Origin of the sequence: Helicobacter pylori oki112, assembly GCF_000600085.1 — a bacterium.
In the GTDB taxonomy this organism is placed as follows: Bacteria; Campylobacterota; Campylobacteria; order Campylobacterales; family Helicobacteraceae; genus Helicobacter; species Helicobacter pylori_CY.
In genome coordinates this window covers 357,036-381,151 of the sequence record NZ_CP006821.1, presented here as the reverse complement: position 1 = coordinate 381,151, position 24,116 = coordinate 357,036, and the positions used below count along the sequence as shown (strand labels likewise).

The window sequence follows — 24,116 nt, the reverse complement described above, 5'->3', positions numbered from 1 at the left end:
CTTTGCTCTTTTTAATAAGGCATTTGGGTTTCCATCGCATCAGCAGCGAATTTCTTCTTATTGGAATCGCTCAAATGCCCTAAATTCGTGTATTCAATCTTAGCGTCAGCCAAAAACTTGGATTGGATGGTGTTATTCCTTTCAATATCATAAGGGCGGATCACCCCACTCACCTTAAGGATTTGCTTTTCCCCATCCACTAGCACTTCCTTATTCCCATAGATGAAATAATTCCCGTTTTCTAGCACTTTAATGATTCGAGCGCTCAATACGATCTCTAAATCTTCGCTCTTTTTTTGCGAGCCACCGCCTTTAAAATTCGTGTTATTGCTGGATTTGGTGAAATTGTAATTATTCTTATCGTCTAAATACTGCGCTTCTTGTTTCTTTCTTTCATCTAGCCCGTTATAAGTGAGTCTTGGGGGCGTGGAATTACCCCCTGAAGCGCTTTTATAATCTTTAGAGCTGGAATAATTCGCGCTCGCTTTTTCAGAAACAATGATTGTGATCAAATCGTTAGGCTTCATCGCTCTCCTGTCCGCAAATAAAGGGCGCTCGCCCTGCCCAAACAAACTCCCCAACTTGTTCAATTCAGGGATAAATTCTTTAGAGGGGGTTTCTTCTACATAATTGGGAGGGTTAAAATCAATTTTTGGCTCATTGGCTGATGCCATGCTGAATACAACGCTAAACGCAACAGCCCCTAAATAAAGCGCCTTTTTCATCCACTAGCCTTACTTTTGAGTTATTTTAAGCCTTGAATTATACTCTCTTATAAAGAATAAATGCTTAATTTTGAGCAAGTTGTTGTAAAATTTAGATCTTTAAGATCTTTATAATGAAACTTACTATGCAGGAGATAAAATTGAGAACCTTGTTAAAAATGTTAGTTGGTGCGAGCTTGCTAACACACGCCTTAGTAGCTAAAGAAGAAAGCGCAGCACCTTCTTGGACAAAAAATTTGTATATGGGATTCAATTACCAAACAGGTTCTATCAATTTAATGACTAATATCCATGAAGTTAGAGAAGTGACTAACTATCAAACCGGTTACACCAATATCATAACTAGCGTTAATAGCGTTAAAAAGCTCACCAACATGGGATCTAATGGGATTGGATTAGTCATGGGCTATAACCACTTTTTCCATCCGGATAAAATCTTGGGCTTGCGCTATTTCGCTTTTTTAGACTGGCAAGGCTATGGCATGAGATACCCTAAAGGCTATTATGGCGGCAATAACATGATCACTTATGGCGTGGGCGTGGATGCGGTGTGGAATTTCTTCCAAGGGAGTTTCTATCAAGATGATATTAGCGTGGATATTGGCGTTTTTGGGGGGATTGCGATTGCGGGGAATAGCTGGTATATTGGCAGTAAAGGGCAGGAATTGTTAGGCATCACTAATAGTAGCGCGGTTGATAACACCTCTTTTCAATTCCTCTTTAACTTTGGCCTCAAGGCTTTATTTGTAGATGAGCATGAATTTGAAATCGGTTTTAAATTCCCCACCATTAATAACAAATACTACACCACTGATGCGCTCAAGGTTCAAATGCGTAGGGTCTTTGCCTTTTATGTGGGGTATAATTACCACTTCTAAAAGGGCTTTAAAACCCAAAGCAACTCCCTAACATCTTTTGATAGTAACTCTTGGCTTTAAGGATTGTTTCTGTGTCATCAGTTTTTAAAAGCACTTCGTAATTGTTTTCAAAAGCGTTTTTGCTCCAATTCGCTGAGCCTAAAAACACGATCTTATCATCAATGATCGCTACTTTTTGGTGCATGATGCCGTAATAATTCCCGTTTTTAGCCTTAAGCCCTTTCAATAAGCACACTTTCGTGTTAGGGTATTTGTCTAAATAGCCAATAGTGGATTGCTTGTTATTATGATTGCTTTCATAATCATAAATGATTTGCACCTTAATCCCCCTACTCGCTACGCTTTTAATCGCTCTTGCAATATCTCTGTGCGTGAAACTATAGATAGCGATTTTCACGCTCTCTCTGGCGTTGCTAATGCCAGAAACTAAAGAATTGAGAGCGTCTTTTTGCTCATAAGGTAAGACAAATAAGCTGTTTTTAGCTTGCAAAACCCCTAAACAGCCTACTAACACGCCCACGCCAACGATTTTTTTAAACTTGTTGAACATCAAATGATCCTTATTTTAAATTACACTCATGATAAAAACAACCAACCAAGTGGATTTTTGATTATAATAAAAGATTTAAAAAAAGCGATAAAAATTGATAGGCTTAAAGAAGCGTTTCTTAATAAAATAAGGAGTCCCTAAAATGAAAATGATTCTATTCAACCAAAACCCCATGATCGCAAAACTGCTTGAGAGTGTCTCTAAGAAATTAGAATTATCTATGGAAAATTTTAACCACTATCAAGAGCTATCCGCACACCTTAAAAAAGATCCAGAATGGCTTTTGATAGCCGATGATGAATGTTTGGAAAAACTAGATCAAGTGGATTGGCTAGAATTAAAAGAAACCATCTCTCAAAATAAAAACAGCGTGTGCATGTATAAAAAAGGCAATGAAGCACAGCCCTTTTTAGAGGGCTTTGAGGTGAAAATCAAAAAACCTTTTTTACCCACTGAAATGTTGAAAGTCCTTCAAAAAAAGCTTGGTTCTAACATAAGCGAGCTAGAGCCTAGCCAGAATTTAGACCCAACTCAAGAAGTTTTAGAAACCAATTGGGACGAGTTAGAAAGTTTAGGCGATTTAGAGGCCCTAGCGCAAGAAGAGCCTAACAATGAAGAGCAACTACTCCCCACTTTAAACGATCAAGAAGAAAAAGAAGAGGTTAAAGAAGAAGAGATTAAAGAAACTCCCCAAAAAGAAGAAAAGCCTAAAGATGATGAAACGCAAGAGGGTGAAACCCTCAAAGATAAAGAAGTTTCTAAAGAGTTGGAAACGCAAGAAGAAGTTAAAGAAGAAGAGCAAGAAGAAGTTAAAGAAGAAGAGCAAGAAGAAGTTAAAGAAGAAGAGCAAGAAGAAGTTAAAGAAGAAGAGCAAGAAGAAGTTAAAGAAGAAGAGCAAGAAGAAGTTAAAGAAGAAGAGCAAGAAGAAGTTAAAGAAGAAGAGCAAGAAGAAGTTAAAGAAGAAGAGCAAGAAGAAGTTAAAGAACAAGAGCCAATCAAAGAACAAGAGCCAATCAAAGAAGAAACGCAAGAAATTAAAGAAGAAAAACAAGAAAAAACACAAGATTCCCCAAGCGCGCAAGAATTAGAGGCCATGCAAGAATTGGTCAAAGAAATCCAAGAAAACTCTAACGGCCAAGAGGATAAAAAAGAAGCCCAAGAAAGCGCAGAAACCCCGCAAGAAAAAGAAACGCAAGAATTAGAAATCCCTAAAGAAGAAACCCAAGAAAAAGAAACCCAAGAAAAAGAAACCCAAGAAAAAGAAACCCAAGAAAAAGAAACCCAAGAAGACCATTACGAAAGCATTGAAGACATTCCTGAGCCGGTGATGGCTAAAGCGATGGGGGAAGAATTGCCCTTTTTGAATGAAGCCGTTGCAAAAACCCCTAATAATGAGAACGACACAGAAACCCCTAAAGAGAGCGATATAAAAACCCCACAAGAAAAAGAAGAAAGCGATAAAACTTCCAGCCCCCTAGAATTGCGCTTGAATTTGCAGGATTTATTAAAAAGCCTCAATCAAGAGTCCTTAAAAAGCCTTTTAGAAAACAAGACCTTAAGCATTAAAATCACTTTAGAGGATAAAAAACCTAATGCATAATGATTTTAATTTACTCATCCTTTCAGGCCCTAGCGGAGCGGGTAAAAGCACCCTTACAAAGTATTTGCAAGAAAAAATCCCAAAAACCCATTTTTCCCTTTCCACCACCACGAGGAAGCCTAGAGAGGGCGAAGTTGATGGCTTGCATTACAATTTTGTCAGCGAAGAAGAGTTCAAACAAGGCATAGAAAAAGGGCAGTTTTTAGAATGGGCGATCGTGCATAACCACTACTATGGCACTTCTAAAATCCCTGTAGAAAAAGCCTTAAAAGAGGGCAAAATCGTTATTTTTGATATTGATGTGCAAGGGCATGAAATCCTTAAAAAACATTACCCCAACGCATGTTCAGTCTTTATTAGCACCAAAAACCAAGAGATTTTAAAAGAGCGCTTGCTTTTAAGGGGGACGGATTCTAAAGAGACGATAGAAAAACGCTTGATCAACGCTTATAAAGAAATGCAGTGCTTGGAGAGCTTTGATTACCTCATCATCAATGAAGATTTAGAAAAATCCAAAGAAATCATCTTAAGCATCGCAAAAACTTTAGTCCATCGCTTAAAAGCGTTTAATTTTGAAAAAATATGCAAGGCTTGGAAAAACGAATCCTTATAAAACCTACCAATTATTTTTTAAAAAAGCTATAATTCAGGAAAAAACCAACCAATAGTTTAAGGAGTAAAATATGGGCGGATTCACAAGCATATGGCATTGGGTCATTGTTTTATTAGTGATTGTATTGTTATTTGGGGCTAAAAAGATCCCAGAGTTGGCTAAAGGTTTAGGCAGTGGGATTAAAAATTTCAAAAAAGCCGTGAAGGACGATGAAGAAGAGGCTAAAAACGAGCCAAAAACCCTAGACGCTCAAGCAGCGCAAACCAAGGTGCATGAAACTAGCGAGATTAAAAGCAAACAAGAAAGTTAAACATGCACACTCTCATTAAGGGCGTTTTAGAAGAGATTTTAGAAGCTGAAGCCATTATTGAATACCCTAAAGACAGAGAACATGGGCATTACGCTACGCCCATTGCTTTCAATCTCGCCAAAGTTTTTAAAAAATCGCCCTTAGTTATTGCTGAAGAGTTAGCCCTTAAAATCAGCACGCATGAAAAAACTCAAGGGTTTTTTGACGGCGTAGTGGCTTGTAAGGGCTATATCAATTTCACGCTTTCTTTAGATTTTTTAGAGCGTTTCACCCAAAAGGCTTTGGAATTAAAAGAAAAATTTGGCTCTCAACCCAAAAGCGAGCGTTCTCAAAAAATCTTTTTAGAATTTGTGAGCGCTAACCCCACAGGGCCTTTACACATAGGGCATGCTAGAGGGGCGGTGTTTGGCGATAGTCTGGCTAAAATCGCTCGCTTTTTAGGGCATGAAGTTTTGTGCGAATATTATGTTAATGACATGGGATCTCAAATCCGCTTGTTAGGGCTTTCTGTATGGCTCGCTTACAGAGAGCATGTTTTACAAGAAAGCGTAACTTACCCAGAAGTCTTTTACAAAGGCGAATACATCATTGAAATCGCTAAACAGGCGAACAACGATTTAGAGCCAAGCCTTTTTAAAGAAAACAAAGAAACTATTATTGAAGTTTTAAGCGGCTATGCTAAAGATCTAATGCTTTTAGAAATTAAAGATAACTTAGACGCTTTAGGCATTCATTTTGATTCCTATGCGAGCGAAAGAGAAGTTTTTAAACATAAAGATGCGGTGTTTGAACGACTAGAAAAAGCGAACGCCCTTTATGAAAAAGATTCTAAAATCTGGCTCAAATCTTCACTCTACCAAGATGAAAGCGATCGGGTGCTCATTAAAGAAGATAAGAGCTACACTTATTTAGCCGGCGATATTGTCTATCATGATGAAAAATTCAAGCAAAATTACACCAAATATATCAACATTTGGGGGGCAGACCACCACGGCTATATCGCTAGAGTGAAAGCCAGCCTTGAGTTTTTGGGCTATGATTCCAACAAGCTTGAAGTCTTGCTCGCTCAAATGGTGCGCTTGCTCAAAGATAACGAGCCTTACAAGATGAGTAAAAGAGCGGGTAATTTCATTTTGATTAAAGATGTGATTGATGATGTGGGTAAAGACGCTTTAAGGTTTATTTTTTTAAGCAAACGGCTTGACACGCATTTAGAATTTGATGTCAATACTTTAAAAAAGCAAGACAGCTCAAACCCTATTTACTATATCCATTACGCTAATTCGCGCATCCACACCATGCTAGAAAAATCGCCCTTTTCTAAAGAAGAAATTTTACAAACCCCTTTAACCAATTTAAACGCTGAAGAAAAATACCTGCTTTTTAGCGCTTTAAGCTTGCCTAAAATCATTGAATCTTCTTTTGAAGAATACGGCTTGCAAAAAATGTGCGAATACGCAAAAACCCTCGCCTCAGAATTCCACCGCTTCTATAACGCTGGCAAGATTTTAAACACCCCTAAAGCTAAAGAGCTTTTAAAAATTTGTTTAATGGTGAGCTTGAGTTTGAGCAACGCTTTCAAACTTTTAGGCATAGAGATAAAAACCAAAATTTCCGCTAAAGATTAAGCTAATATTTAATTTTTTGTTATAACATTCCCTTATTTTTTGAAACTAAGGAGAATATTATGCTTAATCGTATTATAGAACACATGAACGCTCACCATGTAGAAGACATGAAAGGTTTGTTGAAAAAATTCGGGCAAGTCCATCACGCTGAAAATGTCGCCTTTAAAAGCGTGGATTCTCAAGGCATTGTGATTGGTTATAACCACAATCAAACCTTAAGGATTGAATTTAACCACGAAGTCAAAGATCCTAAAGACTATAAAAACGCTATCATTGAATTGTGTCAAAGCGTAGAAAAAACCCATGATTTAAAAGGCGTGGAAGAAGAAATTAAAGCCTTTAAAGAGAGCTTTGATTCTGTTTGTTTAGCGACCTTGCACCCTAATGGGCATGTGGTATGCTCTTATGCGCCTTTAATGAGCGATGGCAAACAATACTATATTTATGTGAGCGAAGTGGCTGAACATTTTGCGGGCCTTAAAAACAACCCCCACAATGTGGAAGTGATGTTTTTAGAAGACGAGAGCAAGGCTAAATCAGCTATTTTGAGAAAACGCTTGCGTTATAAAACCCACGCTCGTTTTATTGAAAGAGGGGCGGAGTTTGACAAAGCGTTTGATTCTTTCATTGAAAAAACCGGCGGTGCTGGGGGCATTAAAACCATTCGCACCATGCAAGATTTCCATTTGATCGCATTGGATTTCAAAGAAGGGCGTTTTGTGAAAGGCTTTGGTCAAGCTTATGACATTTTAGGCGACAAAATCGCTTATGTTGGGGATAAAGGCAACCCGCACAATTTCGCTCACAAGAAATAAACTTTCTCACTAATAAGGGGCAAACGCCCCAAAAGACCGCTTTTTAAAGAGGTTACGGCAAAATCAAGCTCTTTATTATTTAACCTTAAAAAATACTAAAAGCCTTTTTATGGGCTAACACCACACAAAAAGCATCAAAAACAAAAAAATGACAAAATTTTTCCAAAATGACAAAAAAACGCTTTTATGCTATTCAGTGATGCTCTTTTTAAGCCTAGCCCATAGTTAAATCTCTGTTTCATCAATTGATCACCACCGCAAAAAAGCCTTATTCTAGTAAAAGCCTTGTTTTTATGAAGCGCTTTTGAAGCAAGCTCTATAACACCGATAACCAACTCTTTTTTATTCAATCGTGGGGTCTCTTTAGCGATACGGGTATTGATAAAGGACGCTCCTTAAATTTATTCTTATCTTTCTTCCATTATGCACCATCAATTAACAAGTTTCAATATAATATAAGATCTTTTTATAACTTGTCATGTGTTAAGGATCAAAATGCGCGTGTTTGTTTGTTTTTTAGGGGTTTTTGTGTCTAACGGCTTGGCTCGTTTTGGCTATGTGGTTTTAATCCCCCTACTCATTTTATCAGGGAGTTTAACCCCACACCAAAGCTTCCAACTGGGTATTGCGGTGTTAATGGGCTATGTTTTTGGGAGTTTTTTAATCCAATTTTTAAGCCCGTTAATGTCATTAGAAAGCATCGCTAAAATCAGTTTTGGTTTGATCGCTTTGAGTTTTTTAGTCTGTTATTTTGATAGTATCCCTTTCTTTTGGCTTTGGATCTGGCGTTTTATCGCCGGTGTGGCTAGCAGCGCGTTAATGATTTTAGTCGCCCCTCTCTCTTTACCCTATGTCAAAGAAAATAAAAGAGCCTTAGTGGGGGGGTTTATTTTCAGCGCTGTAGGCATTGGATCTGTCTTTAGCGGGTTTGTTCTGCCATGGATTAGCTCTTATAATATCAAATGGGCTTGGATTTTTTTAGGGGGCAGTTGTTTGATAGCCTTTATCCTTTCCTTAGTGGGGTTAAAAACCCGCTCTTTAAGGAAAAGATCCGTTAAAAAAGAAGAAAGCGCGTTTAAAATCCCCTTTCATTTGTGGTTATTGCTCATTTCTTGCGCGCTCAATGCGATTGGTTTTTTACCGCACACGCTTTTTTGGGTGGATTATTTGATCCGTCATTTAAATATCTCCCCCACTATCGCTGGAACTTCGTGGGCATTTTTTGGCTTTGGCGCTACGCTTGGCTCTTTAATCAGCGGCCCCATGGCTCAAAAGCTAGGGGCTAAAAACGCCAATATCTTTATCCTTATTTTAAAATCTATCGCATGCTTTTTGCCCATTTTTTTCCACCAAATCTCTTTACTCAATTTAAGCATCTTTGTAATGGGAGCGGCTACAACTGCCAATATCAATTTATTCAGCATGATGGCTTTAAAAATTGCAGGCGCAAAGCATTTCGCTAAAGCGTCTTCGTGGGTGGTGTTTTCTTTTGGCATTTTCCAAGCGCTTTTTTCGTATCTTTTTACGATTTTTTTAGGGGATTTGGGCTATCTTTTGATTTTTGTCATTTGTGGGGTGTGTTTGGTTTTAAGCTTCATCGTTCTTTTCCCCATTAAAATGCAAACAGCTACCAATAAATAGAAAAATTATGGGGTTTCAAAACCCTTGATGCCGAGAAAATCCTTAAAACCCTTTAAGGAATTTAAGATTTTTTCACGCTCTAAATGGTGCATGATAAAAACGAGATTAGAGCCGTTTTGATCCTTTAAAATATGTTTAGGCGGGTAAATGATATGCATCACGCCGTTAACACTCACCAAAAGATCGCTTCCAATATCAATAATCCCCTTGATGCGTAAAATCTGCGTGCCGTATTGATGCAATAACAAACTCAGCCAAATCCCAAACGCGCTCCATTCCATCGCCCCTTCAAAATTAATGCTTAAAGTTTCAAAGCCTTGCGAGTGCGAATCTTTTGCTGGCAAGATCACACGATGCACCCTATTTTTGCGTGAAAAGAGACTCTCATAGTCTATCGCCCTCTTGTCAAAAATTTCCGTGCTAGGGTTAATGGCCCACAAGCGCTCTTTTAATTTGATTAAAGCCGTGCTGTCGTTTTGCAAATCCGTTTTGGTCAACAAAACGCTATCAGCAAAAACGATTTGCTCTCTAGCTTCATTGTTGGTTAAATGCACTCTAGCATTCAATGCATCCACGCAAACCACCACGCTTTGAATCTCAAAATGCGCCCCTAAAAAAGTGTCGCTCAAAATCGTCCATAAAATCGGCGCCGGGTTGGCTAAACCGGTGGTTTCAATGATGATGTGCTTTAAAATTTCGCCACGCCATTCATAGTCATTGAGTGCGGCTTTTAGAGACTCCACTAAATCCATGCGTTTGTTGCAACACACGCACCCTGCGTTAAGATAGAGCATTTTTTCACCGCAATACTGAACGCTTAAGATGCGTTGATCCAAGGCGGCTTGACCGATTTCATTGATGATAAGAGCGACGCCTTGGTGATCTATTTGGTTTAAATACTCGCTTAAAAAACTCGTTTTACCGCTGCCTAAAAAACCGGTGATGAGCGTGATAGGGATTTTAGGCATCAGTGAGTGGCGTTTGTATTTTGATTTAAAAACGCTAACAGATTAGAATCCAGCGCGTCCATCTCTTTTTTGGTTAAGTTTTGTGCCTTATCCCACAAATCGCCTAAATCATTCACCATCACGCTCTGCCCTTTTTTATCGTGCAACACAAACTTCGCACCTTGCCAATCGTCCATTTTTAGCCCATAAAACGCCAGGATTTGATTGAGCAATCTTACTCGTTTGAGTCGTGCTCTTTTGCGTTCTCTGGCGTTTTCATTGGCGCTAATAAGCGCATTTTGCCCTTTCAAATTTTCATCAATCTCATAACTATCGCTCCCATCGGTCCAATGAAAAGAACTGATAAGCTCCCCGCATAAAACGCACATCTTCCAACCTTTTAAATCTAAATCATGCTACAATTTTACTGAAAAAACAAGAATAAATCTCGTGCTGTTTAATTATTTATTTATTTATTGATTAGGAAATTTAATGCAGGATTATAGAACTCTCACGCTAGAAAATATTTATGCACCAGATGAGATAACAGACGCACTTTCATTGTTACAATCTTGCGGTATTGAATCGATTGTTAATCCTTCAAATATCACGCTTAATTTTGACATTGTGGATTTAAAAATGCTTGAATCTACTACACAAAATACGCTGGTTCAAAAGACATTAGAGGAGTTATATAAAATTCGCTCATTTTCTAGTCAAAATGGCAAAATCGTGTTTAAGAGCTTCAACAAAGCCAAAAAAGTCGCCAACAAAAAGCAAAACGCAAAGGCAAGATTGGCTTACGAATCTTACAAAAAAGAGTTTAGCAAGGAGACAAATGAGATTCAAAGCTGTCTTAATCAAATTTACTGCGAAGATAGCTTGGAGTTTTTAAAAAAGCTCCCAAATAATTGCATAGATATAGTGCTAACTTCGCCACCTTACAACTTTGGCATCAATTACAGCACAACGCAGGATGCAAATCTTTGGCAAGAGTATTTCAACACGCTTTTTGCCATTTTTAAAGAGTGTATTCGTGTATTAAAAAGCGGAGGGCGAATCATTGTCAATATCCAACCTATGTTTAGCGATTATATCCCTACACACCATTTTATCAGCAAATTTTTCATTGATGAAGGGCTTATTTGGAAAGGCGAGATTTTATGGGAAAAGAACAACTACAACTGCAAATACTGTACTTGGGGAAGCTGGAAAAGCCCTGCTGCACCATATTTAAAATATTCGTGGGAGTTTATTGAAATTTTTTGCAAAAATAACCTTAAAAAAGAGGGCGATAAAGACAGCATTGACATAACCGATGATGAATTTAAAAAGTGGGTTTATGCAAAGTGGAACTTTGCCCCAGAACGCAACATGAAACAATATGGGCATGATGCAATGTTCCCAGAAGAATTAGTAAAGCGGTGTTTAAAACTATTTTCCTATCAAAATGATATTGTATTAGATCCATTTAATGGTGCAGGAACAACGACAAAAGTCGCCAAACAATTAGGGCGCAGTTTTATAGGCATAGACATTAGCGAAAAGTATTGTGAAGTAGCAAGAGCAAGACTAAAAGAAGTAACAAATTTATTTAATTGAGAGATGTGATTTGAATTCTATAGAAGATATTATACAAGTTTATAATAGCGTGGTTAAAGATATTGATAAAGATGCTCAAGGGCAAGATAGCAGGGCATATGGCGGAGTTATAAGAAGTACCAAAGGCAAATTACTAGAAGACATCAGCGAAGAGATTATAAAAATAGCGTGGCAAAATATTGGTGGCAAAACTGATAGACTTGAAATAAATTCCAAGAAAATAAAGATTCCTATCAAAGACAGCTACATAGAAAATATAGCTAACAAACAAGTAAGGGCATATATATTAGAGCGTAAGAAAGATTATTATTACGGATTGAGCGTTGATAAACATATATTTGTGGATAATCAATTGGTTATGGGGATAGAGTGTAAAGCCTATACGGAAAATGCTATGCTAAAGCGAATATTAGTAGATTTTCATCTCCTTAAAACTTTATATCCAAATATATCTTGTTATTTATTTCAGCTAGAAAGTCAATTAGGAGGTGATTATTCAGCTTTGCCAGAAACCCTATTGGGATCAAAACCCACGCATTCTATAATGAGCTACTTTGAAAGCGTGAATCTAAATATAGTAACCTTACTCAAAGGCGAAAGAGACATAAACCAACCCATACACAAAAATTTCAAACCTTTAGAAAAACAAATTCTCAATAAAACAATCAAACTAATGGAAAATGAATTGAAAGTTTATTTGTAGCAGTCAGTGCGAATCCCACTAAATCCACACCAACTTAGATACAATCTCAACCGCTATTTTTTTCTGGGGTTTCGTTTTAAGAAATCGTCAGCGATTTCATTGAATGTTACCCAACGCACGCCCTCATGCTTGTTGATATGCTCAATGATTTTTTCATGCATGAGCAACACTTGCGGGCGTCCGCTCACATCAGGGTGGATTGTCATGCTAAACACCGCATAATCCATCTCACGATAAACCCAATCAAATTGATCGATCCACATTTGCCCTATATCGTGTGGGCTTACAAAACCAAAGCTATTGGGGGATTTTTTGATAAACATCATCGGCGGTAAATCGTCCAAATACCAATTCGCAGGGATTTCCACTAAATTTGTTTCCACCCCACGGATTAAAGGCTTCATCCAATCCTTGGCTTCCAAACTATAATCAATCTTGCTCCAACTATCCCCCACGCGCACATAATAGGGCGTGAAATCATTGTGCATGAGCGAGTGGTCGTATTTGAAGCCGTGTTTTAAAAGCAATTCATTAGTGATATTAGAAAACTCCCACCACGGCGCCACATAGCCTGTGGGGGCTTTGCCGGTGAGATCTTTAATCAATTCAACGCTTTTTAACAAAACATCTTCTTCTTGCTTAGCGCTCATAGCGATAGGGTTTTCATGCGAATACCCATGCGCGCCCACTTCATGCCCTGCATCCACGATCATTTTCATTTGCTCTGGAAAAGTTTCAATAGAATGCCCCGGCGCAAACCAAGTCGCAGGGAGATGGTATTTTTTAAACAATTTCAAAAGCCGTGGGATCCCCACTTCACCCGCAAAAAGCCCGCGCGAAATATCATCAGGCGAATCCTCCCCACCATAGCTCCCTAGCCAACCAGCCACCGCATCAATATCCACGCCATAAGCCACTAAAATTTCTTTTGCCATAATTGCTCCTTTTTAAGTGAGTTTTCCAAACCCCTTTTTGGTGAGTTTGGTGTCAAAATCTTGTAAATAAGGGATTTTTTGGCGTTGCAGTGCCACTTCGTTCAAATCCATTTCAGCGATAATGACCTCATTGAGTTTAGTGGCTTGCGCGATGATTTTCCCATTGGGCGCGATGATTCTTGAATCGCCGGCAAATTCTAGCGTTTGTTTTAATTGAGCGTTAGTTTCTTCCCCACTATGATTGCACGCACACACAAAGCAGCCATTTTCTAACGCTCTAGCCCTGCTCAATAAATCCCAATTATAAGCCCTAGCTTTGCCAAACGCGCTAGGGTAAATTAAAACCTCCGCTCCTTGTAACGCTAACAGGTTCGCGCCTACGCCAAAGCCGATTTCATAGCAAATTTGCAAACCCACTTTCGCGCTAAAATCCCCAAAATCCAGCGTAAAAACCTCGTATTTTTTACCCCTTTTGAAGCGCGATTTTTCATCGCCCCACAAATAAATCTTGCGGTGTTTTCCAACGATTTTTCCTTTTGGTGGAATGATATAAGCGCTGTCGTAGAGTTTTTGATTGGTTTTTTCAATGCTACATGCCACTAGATGCACTTTATTAGATTTTGCAAAATTACTTAACGCACTCAACGACTCGTTTTTTAGCTTTCCATGCTCTATCGCTTTAAGATTTATCCCAAACTCTGCATCCTTATCATTCGTGCAATAACCACTATCAAACAATTCCGGTAAAACAATGAGATTCGCACCTTTGTCGTGGGCTTCTTTGGCCAAGTTGAGTGCTAATTGCAGGTTTTCATTTAAGGCGTAGGGTTTGGATTGCATTTGAATCACGGCGGTTTTTAGGATTCTTTTAGCGGGATTTTTTATTTTCAAGATCCACTCCCATTTTTGTTTTTATTGTATAGGATTAAAAATTAAAAGAGGATTAAAGGGGTTAAAATCCATATGCGTTTGTGTCAAAACTTACCATTATTGTTTAAGAATCGTAATAACGCGCTAGAGAGCGAGCTCACAAACACGCCGATAAGAAAGATTAACCCATTAAAAAGATGCAAGAATAAAAGCGCTCCTAAAATGCCTAATAAAACCCCATACCCCCCTAAACGCCACACATTGAAAGACATTTCCAAACCCAGAGCAAATTTTTGGAATTTTTGCTTTTCTTCTTTTTCTCCATTTTGTTTCCTTAAATCCAAACGCTTTTTAACGCCATGATACGAAGACAGCGCCACGATAAAAAACCCTAAAAACCCCCCTTCAAAATTCAAAACCCCTTGAAATGCTTGGAAAAAATAAACGATAATCGCGCTAACTATATTGATAAAAAGTAAAATAAGCAAGCATTGGATTTGGCACATGGGCTTTTATGGTATTTATTTTGTTTTGTTTTGTGTGTATTTAGGGTCTTTGGCTAGTTCTTCATAGTCTTTTTGCATGTTTTTATAAGCCTTATAGACATTAAGAAAGCTCGCTAACACGCCCCAAATAACCCCAAGCCAAAAAAGCCACGAAACATGAGTGAGTTTTTTAAGCCCATAGCCTATAGCCACGCCCATAAGGATCGCTACCACCATAGAAAGCCCCAAGCTCAAATAATTCGCCCCCTCTATGAATTTATAATACTTTGGCTTTTTCAAAAAATTCACACACCTTTTATGATTTCATCAAAACTTTCATCGGCTTTTGCAACCGCTAAATCAATCATCTCTTCAGTCATAGGCTCACAAATAAAGCCGGTTTCAAAGCTTGAACATGCCAAATACACGCCCTTAAAGAGCATTTTTTGGTGGAATTTTGCAAACATTTCTGTATCGCTTTTTAAAGCGTCATCAAAATCGTGCACCGCATTTTCGTTAAAGAAAAAGCCAAACATGCTCCCCATGTTGAGCGTTTCTAAAGCGATGTTATAGCTTTGAGCACTCTTTTTTAAACCTTGAGTCAAACGAACGGCTAAAGCGTTTAAACGGGTATAAAGGGTTTTGTCTCTTTTGATTTTATAAAGTGCACTCAACCCTGCGCACACCGCTAGGGGGTTACCGCTCAATGTGCCTGCTTGATACACGCCTCCAATGGGTGAGAGCAAGTCCATAATTTCCGCACGCCCCCCAAAACACGCCAAAGGAAGCCCCGCGCCTATCACCTTACCAAAGGTTACCAAATCCGGCACCACGCCATAAAATTCTTGCGAACTGCTCAAACTCGCTCTAAACCCGCTCATCACTTCATCTAAAATCAGCACCGCTTGGTATTTTTCACACAAAGCCTTTAAGCCCAATAAAAACTCTTTTTGAGCCGGCACTAACCCCATATTCCCGGCAATGGGTTCAATGATGACGCACCCCACATCGCCTTTTTTAAAGCATTCTTCTGTAGAGTTTAAATCGTTATAACGAGCCACTAGAGTGTGTTTGCTAAAATCGTTCGGCACGCCTAAAGAAGAAGGAGAGCCAAAAGTAGCACACCCGCTACCCGCTTTCACCAACAAGGAGTCGCTATGCCCATGATAGCACCCTTCAAACTTGATCAAATCGTCTTTTTGGCTATAAGCTCTAGCGAGTCGTATCGCGCTCATGGTCGCTTCTGTGCCGCTATTCACTAAACGCACCTTATCTAAGCCTTCATAACAAGAAATGATTTCCTTAGCTAAAGTGGTTTCTAATTCTGTGGGAGCGCCAAAAGAAGTGCCTTTTTTTAATGTATTAATAATATTTTTTTCAATCTCTTCATCAGCATGCCCAAAAATCAAAGGCCCCCAGCTTTGCACAAAATCTATATAATGGTTGTTATCCACATCATAAAGATACGCTCCCTTACCTTTCAAAATAAAGGGGGGAGTGCCTTTAACGCTCTTAAACGCCCTCACAGGTGAATTGACCCCCCCAGCGATCACCTGCTTAGCTTCATTAAAATCATTAATGCTGTGCAATAACTCCATGGTTTTAAATTATCCCTTAATCATGCTTTCAAATTGGATTTCCACTTGCGACCAAGTCAAGCCCTCATGAAAACTCTCGCATCGTTTAGCCAAGCTCGCTAATTCGTTTTTCAAGCCAAAACTCAATAGATCCAAGACCCCTTTAACCACGAGCTTATCCTCAGCAATCGTGTATTGCATAGGCACTTTCACCAGCTTTTCATTCATCCTCACATAAGCCGTAAGAGAACCTGCATGATCGCCTTCTATCACATTCCTGAAAGTTACTTTGATGTTAGTGTTTTTAAAAAGAGCGAAAAAAGCTTCTTTAACATTTTTGTTTTTAGTGTCATCGCCTAAATTGACTTTCAAGCTATCCATGCTCGCAGTTGCCCCTTCTAAAAGGGTTTTTAAACTATCTTGAGATTTACCCAATTTATAGGTGATGCTTTCAAAACTCCCATTTACTGGTGTTTTAGCCTTAGATTTAAAGGCTGTCCATGTTAGCTTAGCCGAAGATAAATCCAAATTCACCGCTTGCAAAAACCCTGCCAGTAAAACCGATACCAAAACCATTTTTTTCATTCATTATCCTTTAATGTGGTCTTATCAATAACGCTTATTATTTTAGTGTAAACAAGCACGCTTACAACTAAAACGATTCATTTTGATAATCATTTGCACTCTAAAGACGACTCAAGAGATACAATTGCGTTTATTTTAAACTCTTTTTGTAAATAATGCTAACTGAAACAAACTTTCTAAACCATTCATAAAAAGGTTATAGCGCATGGCTATCGCTATAACCTTGAATACAGAAAAATTCACAGCGATCGGAGTTTAAGCCTGAAACCATCTTCGTGTAGATCGCCTTGCTTTAAAAGCTCATCCGCACTAGGGCTAGAATAATGCTTGGCTAAAATAATGAAATAGGCGTTGTTATGCACTCCGATAAGGTTAGGCTGGAAATAAGGGAAAGTTTCAGGGTTTAAAATCCATGTTGCAACTTTGTTATACGCCACAGAGAGCCTTTTCCCGGCCTCACTACCCCACAAATCATACCCGTTCTCAAAAAGCAATTCGCCTGATATGGTTAGCGCAAGAAGCGCAAAATTGGTATAAGCTATCCCCTTAATGCCCTTTGTAGGGCCGCCATGATAATCACTCGTATCGCTCCTAGTGATCGCGCTAGCAATAACCCCATTCTCATCTATGGCTTTAAATATCCAATCCTGCCACCGATTAGCGCTATTGTGCAAAAGAGCATGATTATCTAGTGCTAGTGCAGAGCTCACATCAAAAAGAATGCCCCACGCCCCATGGTTAGTGTTAAGAGCTGATTGAGAATACTGGCACATCCGCTTAATAAAATCTTCATATTCTGGGCTAGGAAACGCCTTTTTGACAAACCAATAAGCCATGTTCATATAAGGCATGTAAAAATTGATATTATCCTCGCTCTGATAAGTGTCTACGCTTTGAAGCTCTTTAGCCCAAGCGTTTAAAATTTCTATAGCTTTTAAGCCGTATGGTTTGTTTTGGCTCACTAAATAACCTAGCGCTAAGTCATAGGACATGATAGCGGATTTTTTAAAACTCTTTGTGCATTTATCAGGCTCTCTAACCCCGGTAGAAGTGTAGTGTTTTGATGCGTTAAGTTGCGCGCATGGCTGTATTGTTTGGGAGAGCTTTTTATCAAGATGGAGTTTTTTGGGCAAATCTGTGGATTTAAAATCCCTAAAAAAGTAATCTTGCTCGGCGTAAGCTTGAACGCAAACGCAAACGCACATGAATGATAAAAACAAAACAAATCTTTTCATTCCTCGCCTTTATTTTAATGGATTGGTTTAAAAATAGCGTTTTATGGTAACGCTTCCAACAACACAAATTTAAGCGCATGCGTATTAAGAGCGCTAACCGCTGAAAGGGGTAAGACAAAGAGCGCTGATTTTTCATTAGGGTGTTTTTCAAAATCGTTGGTTAAATTGGGGTGTAAAAACCCTAAATACGGCTCTAGATCAAACGCCTCTAATTTTTGTGCTTCTAAGTTTAAAAAGGTGCAAAAATCCTTAGCCATCTTATCAATGTTTTCTACAACATCGCATTTATTGAGCAACACCCCAAAAGGCTTATTGGCCAAAGCGGGTGAAAATTTTTCCAACTCCAATCTCAAGCGTTGGTATTGCTCTTTAATGCCCAAATCCAGCCTAGAAGCGTCTAAAACAAAGGCTAAAACTTTGGTGCGTTCAATATGCTTTAAAAAGCTAATCCCTAAGCCTTTTCCCTGACTAGCCCCTTCAATAATGCCAGGAATATCAGCCATTAGAAATTCGCTTTTCTCATCTACCCTCACAACCCCTAAATTAGGCACTAGAGTCGTGAATTCATAATTAGCGATTTTAGGCTTAGCGTTAGAGATGGTGGAGATGAGCGTGGATTTACCCGCATTAGGGAAGCCCACTAACCCTATATCAGCGATGAGCTTTAATTCCAAACGCACGCATTTTTCAACCCCCTCTAGGCCTTTTTGCGCGTAAGTGGGTTGTTGTTTAGTCGCACTTTTAAAATGCGCATTCCCTAACCCCCCCTTGCCTCCTTTTAAGGCTAACACTCTTTCTTTAGGTTCCACTAAATCAAGCCACAACTTATCATCTACAAAAACTTGCGTTCCTGGCGGCACGACAATAATCTTGTCTTCGCCCTTTTTGCCCGTGCAATTTCGTGTGCCTCCTGGAGCCCCGTTTTTAGCCTTATGGTGTTTAGTGCCTCTAAAACTCGCTAGAGTGTCGGTATTGTTATCCACTTCAAAATACACATCGCCCCCATCGCCTCCATCGCCCCCATCAGGGCCTCCCTTGATAACAAACTTTTCTCGCCTAAAACTCACCATTCCAGGCCCCCCCTTACCCGAAGCGATGATAATTTCCACGCTATCTACAAACACAGCTTAAAAATCCTTTCTTTTATTTGGCAAATCTTTGCATGGATTTTTCCAAATGCGGCACCGCATTGAGTAATTTCTGCGTATAAGGGTGCTTTGGAGCGCTTATCACGCTATCCACATCCCCCGTTTCTACGATTTGCCCCTGATTCATTACGATGATTTTATCGCTTATATGCTCCACCACCCCTAAATCATGGCTGATAAAAATATAAGTCAGCCCCATTTCTTTTTGCAAATCCAAGAGCAAATTCAACACTTGCGCTTGAATGGACACATCTAGCGCAGACACAGGCTCATCGCAAATCACCACGCTGGGATGCAAAATGAGCGCCCTAGCAATGCCGATTCGTTGCCTTTGACCGCCTGAAAACTGGTGGGGGTAACGATCGATCCATTCTAATTTCAAGCCCACTTTTTGCATGATCTCTAGCACTTTTGTTTTGATTTCTTTTTTTGAAAAATGAGAATTTAAAAGCAAGGGTTCAGCGATGATCTCGCCCACTTTCCACCGAGGGTTTAGGCTAGAATAAGGGTCTTGAAAAATCATTTGCACCTTTTTGCGGTAATCAAACCAATCCTGTTTGCTAAAATGCAAATGGCGCTTACCATTGAAATAAATCGCCCCGCTATCTTGCCTTTCAATCCCAGCTAAAATTTTAGCTGTCGTGCTTTTCCCGCAACCGCTCTCCCCCACGATGCTTAAAACTTCATTTTGTTCCACTTCAAAACTAATCCCGTTGAGCGCATAGATGATCCTTTTGGGTTTGAATAACCCCCTGTCTATCGCATAGGATTTTTTCAATTCTTTAATTTCTAAGAGCTTCATCGCAACTCCTTTTGAAAACTCAAATAATCTATATTCTCATCCACGGTTTCTAAGCGTTTTTTGCGGTATTCTTTGCCCGGTTTAGGGATCGCGCTTAAAAGAGCTTTCGTATAAGGGTGTCTTGGATCAGCAAAAAGCTCTTTGGCGCTCGCTTGCTCCACCACATGCCCTTTATACATCACCACCACTTCATCAGCGATTTGCGCCACCACGCCTAAATCATGGGTGATAAACAAAATAGAAGTGCCTTTTTTTTGTTGCAATTCTTTCATCAATTCTAAAATCTGCGCTTGAATGGTTACATCTAACGCTGTCGTCGGCTCATCAGCGATCAAGATTTCAGGCTCACACACCATAGCCATAGCGATCATCACCCTTTGGCGCTGCCCTCCACTGAGATTGAAAGGGTATTCGTGGTATTTGTCCCCTGCATGGGGAATGCCTACGCGCTCTAACTCATAGACCACCCTTTCTAAGCGTTCTTTTTTATTAAGGTTAGGGTGGTGGATTTTCAACACTTCATTGATTTGAAAACCCACGGTGTAGGAAGGGTTTAGGCTCGTCATAGGCTCTTGAAAGATCATGCCAATCTTTTTACCTCTGATTTCTTTTTGCATCTGCTTTTCTTTGAGTTGCAACAAATCCTGCCCTAAAAATTGAATGCTCCCCCCTACAATTTTCCCGGGCTTTTCAATCAACCCTAGAATAGAAAGCGAAGTGATGCTTTTCCCGCTCCCGCTCTCCCCTACAATGCAAAGCGTTTGAGACTTTTTCAAGCTAAAACTCACGCCATCTACCGCTTTATTCACGCCCTTATCGGTGAAAAAATAAGTTTTTAAATCTTTAACTTCTAAAATCATGCAAGCTCCTTTTAAGAGGCCCGTTTAGGATCTAAAGCGTCCATGATACCATCGCCTACCAGATTAAAACTCATGACCGTTAAAAAAATCATCACCCCAGGGAAAACAAGCATCCAAGGAGCGGTAGCGATGTATTGCATGGAGTTCATCAGCATCGCTCCCCATTCGGGTTTGGGAGGTTGGGCCCCAAGACCTAAGAAGCTCAGCGCAGCCGCTTCTAAAACCGTGGAAGCAAAACCCATTGTCGTTTGCACGATTAAAGGGATGATGCAATTAGGGAAAATCACCTTACACATCAAACGAAGATGCGAAGAGCCATTGATTTTAGAAGCGATCACATATTCTTTTTCTTTTTCGCCCAGCACAGAACTGCGCACCAATCTTGCAAACCCAGGAATCCCCACAAACCCAATAGCGAGCATGGCGTTAGTGAGTGAAGGCCCTAACACCGCAACCACAATCACGATCAATAAAATGGAGGGCAAAGCGAACATAATATCCATGATACGCATGATAATCGCATCGGTTTTCCCCCCAAAATACCCCGCTATTAGCCCTAATATCGTGCCAAAAAACACCGCAATCCCCATAGAAACAATCCCTATGGTTAAAGAAATCCTAGCCCCATAGATCAAGCGGCTCAAAATATCGCGCCCCAAATCATCGGTGCCTAAAAGGTATTTAGCATTCCCCCCATGTTCCCATATAGGCTTTAAAAGGCGATCTTGCGCGTTTTGCACATAAGGATCATGCGGAGCCAAAAGGGGCGCAAAAATCGCGCAAACCACCAATAAAAGCACAATCCATGTGCCAACTACTGCCGCCTTATTTTTTTTGAATTGTTGGATAAACTCTCTAAAAGACTCCATTATGACAACCTTATTCTAGGATCAATAAAAGCGTATAAAATATCCACTAAGAGATTAGCCCCAATATACATCATGGCGATAATCAAAGACATGGACTGGATAATCGGGAAATCGCGCTGGTTGAGCGCATTAACGATCCACTTACCAATCCCAGGCCATGAGAAAACCGTTTCAGTTATCATGCTCCCCCCTAAAAGCCCGGCCAGCATCAAGCCTGCGATAGTCGTTACAGGGATTAAAGCGTTACGCAAAGTGTGCACAAAAATCACCCTAAAGGAGCTGCACCCCTTAGCTTTAGCGGTGCGCACATAATCTTCTTTAGACACTTCTGCCATGCTCGCGCGAGTCATCCTCGCAATGACAGCGGTAGAAACCGTGGCTAACACAATGCTAGGCAAAATCAAGTGCTTGATCGTATCCACAAACGCCCCATAATCTCCTGCGATCAGGCTGTCTATCAAATAAAGACCTGTGGGGCCATCTAAATAATACACATCGCTCAAACGCCCAAAAACAGGCAACCACCCCAATTGCACGCTAAAGATATAAATCAGCATAAGCCCTAACCAAAACACCGGCATAGAAATCCCGGCTAAAGCGAAAGTCATGCTGGAATAATCAAACACGCTATAGCGTTTGATCGCGGCTAACACGCCAACGCTAATGCCCAAAGCAAGAGCCATAAATAAAGCGATCAAAGCTAATTCCACCGTAGCCGGGAAGCGTTGCCAAAACTCATGCATCACAGGCTCACCAGTCATGATAGAAGTGCCAAAATTGCCATGCAACACATTATTGATAAAGAAAAAATACTGCTCTATCAAGGGCTTATTCAATCCAAATTGCTCTCTTAAAGCGTCAATAGCGGCTTGATTGGCCTTTTCGCCTAAAATCACTAACGCCGGATCTCCTGGCACTAAATGCACCATCATAAACACAATGACGCTCACTCCAAACAGCGTGGGGATCGCCCACAAAATACGCTTAATGATAAAACTCAGCATACAACCCCTTTTATTTTTCTAAATACACCTTAAAGAAGCGATTCACGCTCACCCCTGTCGTTTTATAGCCTTTGACTTTAGACAAGTGCGGCACCACTGAATAAGGGTAGGCTAAAGGCACATAGGGCGCGTCTTTATGGATAATTTCTTGAGCCTTTAAATAAAGGGCTTCCCTCTCCTTTTGATCCGAAACCCGTTTAGCCTTTATGAGCAGATCGGAAAAGGCGTCGCTCTTATAAAAGGAACCATTTTGAGTGGGTATGGCTGAGGCGGCTTGCTTGCTCCATAAGGTGTATAAGAAATTATCCGGATCCGCAATGTCTGCCATCCAGCCTGCAAACGCCATTTCATGTTCGCCTAATCCCGTTCTTTTCAAATAAGCCCCCCACTCATACACTTCAATTTTCACATCAATGCCAATTTTAGCCAGGCTCGCTTGTATGAACACCGCTCCTTTTGGGTTACGAGTGGAAGTGGTAAAAATGGTGGTTTTAAAGCCGTTAGGATACCCCGCTTGCTTCAATAATTCCTTAGCCTTTTTCAAATCGTATTCATAGGGTTTGATGTTGTAGTTATAACCCCATATAGTGGGCGGGAAAGGATTGACCATTTTTTGGGCAAAGCCTTCATAAATCACCTTAATGTAATCATCCACATTAATCGCATGATTGATAGCCAAACGCACCAAAGGGTTGTTAAAATACTTTTTTTGCGTGTTCAATGAAAGCCAATTAGCGATCAGCCCGGGGCTTTTATCCACCACGATATTAGGAAGTTTTTCTAACTGCTCCACTTCATTAAGGTTAGGCCCAGTCATGAGCATGATTTCGCCAGTTCTTAACGCCAAGGCGCGAGTGGAAGAATTAGGAATGGTGCGCACCACCACTTTGTCTAAATAAGCTTTAGGCCCCCAATAATCTTGATTTTTTAAAAGAATGATTTTCTCATCTTTATTCCACAAAAAGAATTTGAAAGGCCCTGTCCCAACAGGCTTTTTAGCCAACTCGTCTTTTTTATTATTTTGAGCCAAGTAATCAGCGTAATCTTTGCTCAAAATACTCAAAAAGTCCATGCCTAAATTCGCTAGGAAAGGGGCTTCTGGCTCATTAAGCGTGAATTTGATCGTGTAGTCATCTAAAGCTTCAATGCTCTTGATAATATGAGACATGCCCATGCCTTCCCAATACTTATAGCTTTTAGCCCCTGGGCTATAGTATCGTTTAGCCTTATCCATCTGGCGCTCAAAAGAAAACAGCACATCTTTAGCGCTAAACTCTACTTTTTTATTCCAATACTTCGTCTGGTGGAAATAAACCCCTTTGCGTAAATGAAAGGTATATACAAGACCATCTGGGGATATTTCCCAGCTTGTCGCTAAAGCGGGTTCAATTTCTGTGGTGCCGTATTTGAATTGCACGAGCGTGTCATAAATATTGCCCGTTGCCACATAGCTTTCGCTATCAGTTACTAAGGCGGGATCCATGCTTGAGCCATCAGCGCCTCTAGCAAAAACCAAAACGCCTCCAAAACGCTTTCGCTCTTCAACAGAAACATTTTCTTTAGATGGATTAAGAGTAGCGTTTGGGTTTTCTGAAGCTTTCAAAAAGAACCCAAACAACAAAAGAAAAAAAAACAAACCCTTAACAAAAACATTATTCATAAGCCAGTCTCCACAACAAATTCTATAAAGGATAGAGATCTAAATTATAAATATTTTATAGCGTTTATAGGCGT

Annotated in this window: 27 protein-coding genes; 9 read left to right on the top strand and 18 right to left on the bottom strand. The window is 39.9% G+C overall.

Annotated features, from left to right (window positions below; translation table 11 throughout):
- Positions 1–11: 11 nt before the first annotated feature.
- On the bottom strand, positions 12–725 hold the full coding sequence (gene flgH / locus HPOKI112_RS01830; protein WP_025309655.1) for a flagellar basal body L-ring protein FlgH: 714 nt from the start codon (positions 723–725) through the stop codon (positions 12–14).
- Between the two features lie 140 nt (positions 726–865).
- On the opposite strand from flgH, the gene HPOKI112_RS01825 reads away from it, so the two are divergent.
- On the top strand, positions 866–1,603 hold the full coding sequence (locus HPOKI112_RS01825) for an outer membrane protein (RefSeq protein WP_001878238.1): 738 nt from the start codon (positions 866–868) through the stop codon (positions 1,601–1,603).
- A 7-nt stretch (positions 1,604–1,610) separates the two neighbouring features.
- Here HPOKI112_RS01825 and HPOKI112_RS01820 read toward each other — a convergent pair whose 3' ends face one another.
- Entirely contained in the window at positions 1,611–2,153 is a 543-nt protein-coding gene (locus HPOKI112_RS01820; RefSeq protein ID WP_025309654.1) for a phospholipase D-like domain-containing protein, read from the bottom strand.
- A gap of 142 nt (positions 2,154–2,295) precedes the next feature.
- Between HPOKI112_RS01820 and HPOKI112_RS01815 the strand changes: the two genes are divergently transcribed.
- The 5 genes from HPOKI112_RS01815 to HPOKI112_RS01795 all read left to right on the top strand — a co-directional run bounded on the left by HPOKI112_RS01815 (position 2,296) and on the right by HPOKI112_RS01795 (position 7,119).
- A complete protein-coding gene (locus tag HPOKI112_RS01815; protein WP_025309653.1) occupies positions 2,296–3,753 on the top strand; it encodes a hypothetical protein in 1,458 nt (485 codons plus the stop codon).
- A complete protein-coding gene (gmk, locus tag HPOKI112_RS01810; protein ID WP_000551229.1) occupies positions 3,746–4,366 on the top strand; it encodes a guanylate kinase in 621 nt (206 codons plus the stop codon). Before HPOKI112_RS01815 ends, gmk begins: the two co-directional genes overlap by 8 nt.
- 70 nt (positions 4,367–4,436) lie before the next feature.
- Positions 4,437–4,676 carry a twin-arginine translocase TatA/TatE family subunit gene (tatA, locus tag HPOKI112_RS01805; protein ID WP_000508577.1) on the top strand — a complete coding sequence of 80 codons (240 nt, stop codon included), beginning with the start codon at positions 4,437–4,439 and terminating at the stop codon, positions 4,674–4,676.
- Between the two features lie 2 nt (positions 4,677–4,678).
- Entirely contained in the window at positions 4,679–6,304 is a 1,626-nt protein-coding gene (gene argS, locus HPOKI112_RS01800) for an arginine--tRNA ligase (RefSeq protein WP_025222552.1), read from the top strand.
- 59 nt (positions 6,305–6,363) lie between these two features.
- Positions 6,364–7,119, top strand: coding sequence for a HugZ family heme oxygenase (locus tag HPOKI112_RS01795; protein WP_025309652.1), 756 nt, complete (start codon positions 6,364–6,366; stop codon positions 7,117–7,119).
- Between the two features lie 134 nt (positions 7,120–7,253).
- On the opposite strand, the gene HPOKI112_RS08200 is transcribed toward HPOKI112_RS01795, so the two are convergent.
- Positions 7,254–7,469 (bottom strand): hypothetical protein, encoded by a 216-nt coding sequence (locus HPOKI112_RS08200; protein WP_049800972.1) that lies wholly within the window; start codon positions 7,467–7,469, stop codon positions 7,254–7,256.
- 145 nt (positions 7,470–7,614) lie between these two features.
- Here HPOKI112_RS08200 and HPOKI112_RS01785 point away from each other — a divergent pair, with 145 nt between their 5' ends.
- A complete protein-coding gene (locus tag HPOKI112_RS01785) occupies positions 7,615–8,760 on the top strand; it encodes a YbfB/YjiJ family MFS transporter (RefSeq protein WP_015427522.1) in 1,146 nt (381 codons plus the stop codon).
- A gap of 5 nt (positions 8,761–8,765) precedes the next feature.
- Here HPOKI112_RS01785 and HPOKI112_RS01780 read toward each other — a convergent pair whose 3' ends face one another.
- Positions 8,766–9,728, bottom strand: a complete 963-nt coding sequence (locus tag HPOKI112_RS01780; protein WP_025309651.1) for a CobW family GTP-binding protein — start codon at positions 9,726–9,728, stop codon at positions 8,766–8,768.
- Positions 9,728–10,096, bottom strand: coding sequence for a hypothetical protein (locus HPOKI112_RS01775; protein ID WP_025275679.1), 369 nt, complete (start codon positions 10,094–10,096; stop codon positions 9,728–9,730). Before HPOKI112_RS01775 ends, HPOKI112_RS01780 begins: the two co-directional genes overlap by 1 nt.
- 103 nt (positions 10,097–10,199) lie before the next feature.
- Here HPOKI112_RS01775 and HPOKI112_RS01770 point away from each other — a divergent pair, with 103 nt between their 5' ends.
- Complete coding sequence (locus HPOKI112_RS01770) at positions 10,200–11,309, top strand: DNA-methyltransferase (protein ID WP_015427519.1); 1,110 nt, start codon at positions 10,200–10,202, stop codon at positions 11,307–11,309.
- Between the two features lie 10 nt (positions 11,310–11,319).
- Positions 11,320–12,012, top strand: coding sequence for a hypothetical protein (locus HPOKI112_RS01765; protein ID WP_025276711.1), 693 nt, complete (start codon positions 11,320–11,322; stop codon positions 12,010–12,012).
- Between the two features lie 53 nt (positions 12,013–12,065).
- On the opposite strand, the gene HPOKI112_RS01760 is transcribed toward HPOKI112_RS01765, so the two are convergent.
- From HPOKI112_RS01760 to HPOKI112_RS01700, 13 genes are all read right to left on the bottom strand, one after another.
- Positions 12,066–12,947: a polysaccharide deacetylase family protein gene (locus HPOKI112_RS01760; RefSeq protein ID WP_025276710.1), complete on the bottom strand. Its 882-nt coding sequence runs from the start codon at positions 12,945–12,947 to the stop codon at positions 12,066–12,068.
- 12 nt (positions 12,948–12,959) lie between these two features.
- Positions 12,960–13,838 (bottom strand): carbon-nitrogen hydrolase family protein, encoded by an 879-nt coding sequence (locus HPOKI112_RS01755; RefSeq protein WP_025276709.1) that lies wholly within the window; start codon positions 13,836–13,838, stop codon positions 12,960–12,962.
- A gap of 83 nt (positions 13,839–13,921) precedes the next feature.
- Entirely contained in the window at positions 13,922–14,323 is a 402-nt protein-coding gene (locus tag HPOKI112_RS01750; protein WP_025276708.1) for a hypothetical protein, read from the bottom strand.
- Between the two features lie 15 nt (positions 14,324–14,338).
- Positions 14,339–14,602 (bottom strand): AtpZ/AtpI family protein, encoded by a 264-nt coding sequence (locus HPOKI112_RS01745; RefSeq protein ID WP_001885479.1) that lies wholly within the window; start codon positions 14,600–14,602, stop codon positions 14,339–14,341.
- A 5-nt stretch (positions 14,603–14,607) separates the two neighbouring features.
- A complete protein-coding gene (hemL, locus tag HPOKI112_RS01740) occupies positions 14,608–15,900 on the bottom strand; it encodes a glutamate-1-semialdehyde 2,1-aminomutase (RefSeq protein WP_025276707.1) in 1,293 nt (430 codons plus the stop codon).
- A gap of 9 nt (positions 15,901–15,909) precedes the next feature.
- Complete coding sequence (locus HPOKI112_RS01735) at positions 15,910–16,464, bottom strand: YceI family protein (RefSeq protein ID WP_025276706.1); 555 nt, start codon at positions 16,462–16,464, stop codon at positions 15,910–15,912.
- A gap of 239 nt (positions 16,465–16,703) precedes the next feature.
- A complete protein-coding gene (locus HPOKI112_RS01730; RefSeq protein WP_025309650.1) occupies positions 16,704–17,699 on the bottom strand; it encodes an alginate lyase family protein in 996 nt (331 codons plus the stop codon).
- 41 nt (positions 17,700–17,740) lie between these two features.
- Entirely contained in the window at positions 17,741–18,823 is a 1,083-nt protein-coding gene (gene obgE / locus HPOKI112_RS01725; protein WP_025276704.1) for a GTPase ObgE, read from the bottom strand.
- Between the two features lie 19 nt (positions 18,824–18,842).
- Positions 18,843–19,649 (bottom strand): ABC transporter ATP-binding protein, encoded by an 807-nt coding sequence (locus tag HPOKI112_RS01720; RefSeq protein WP_025276703.1) that lies wholly within the window; start codon positions 19,647–19,649, stop codon positions 18,843–18,845.
- Complete coding sequence (locus HPOKI112_RS01715) at positions 19,646–20,509, bottom strand: ABC transporter ATP-binding protein (protein WP_025275669.1); 864 nt, start codon at positions 20,507–20,509, stop codon at positions 19,646–19,648. Before HPOKI112_RS01715 ends, HPOKI112_RS01720 begins: the two co-directional genes overlap by 4 nt.
- An 11-nt stretch (positions 20,510–20,520) precedes the next feature.
- Positions 20,521–21,378, bottom strand: a complete 858-nt coding sequence (locus tag HPOKI112_RS01710; protein WP_025276702.1) for an ABC transporter permease — start codon at positions 21,376–21,378, stop codon at positions 20,521–20,523.
- Complete coding sequence (locus HPOKI112_RS01705) at positions 21,378–22,382, bottom strand: ABC transporter permease (protein WP_025275667.1); 1,005 nt, start codon at positions 22,380–22,382, stop codon at positions 21,378–21,380. The genes HPOKI112_RS01710 and HPOKI112_RS01705 overlap by 1 nt, the downstream gene beginning before the upstream one ends.
- A 10-nt stretch (positions 22,383–22,392) precedes the next feature.
- The gene (locus tag HPOKI112_RS01700) at positions 22,393–24,042 is read right to left on the bottom strand and encodes an ABC transporter substrate-binding protein (RefSeq protein WP_025309649.1); all 1,650 of its coding nucleotides are present in this window, start codon (positions 24,040–24,042) and stop codon (positions 22,393–22,395) included.
- Positions 24,043–24,116 lie beyond the last annotated feature (74 nt).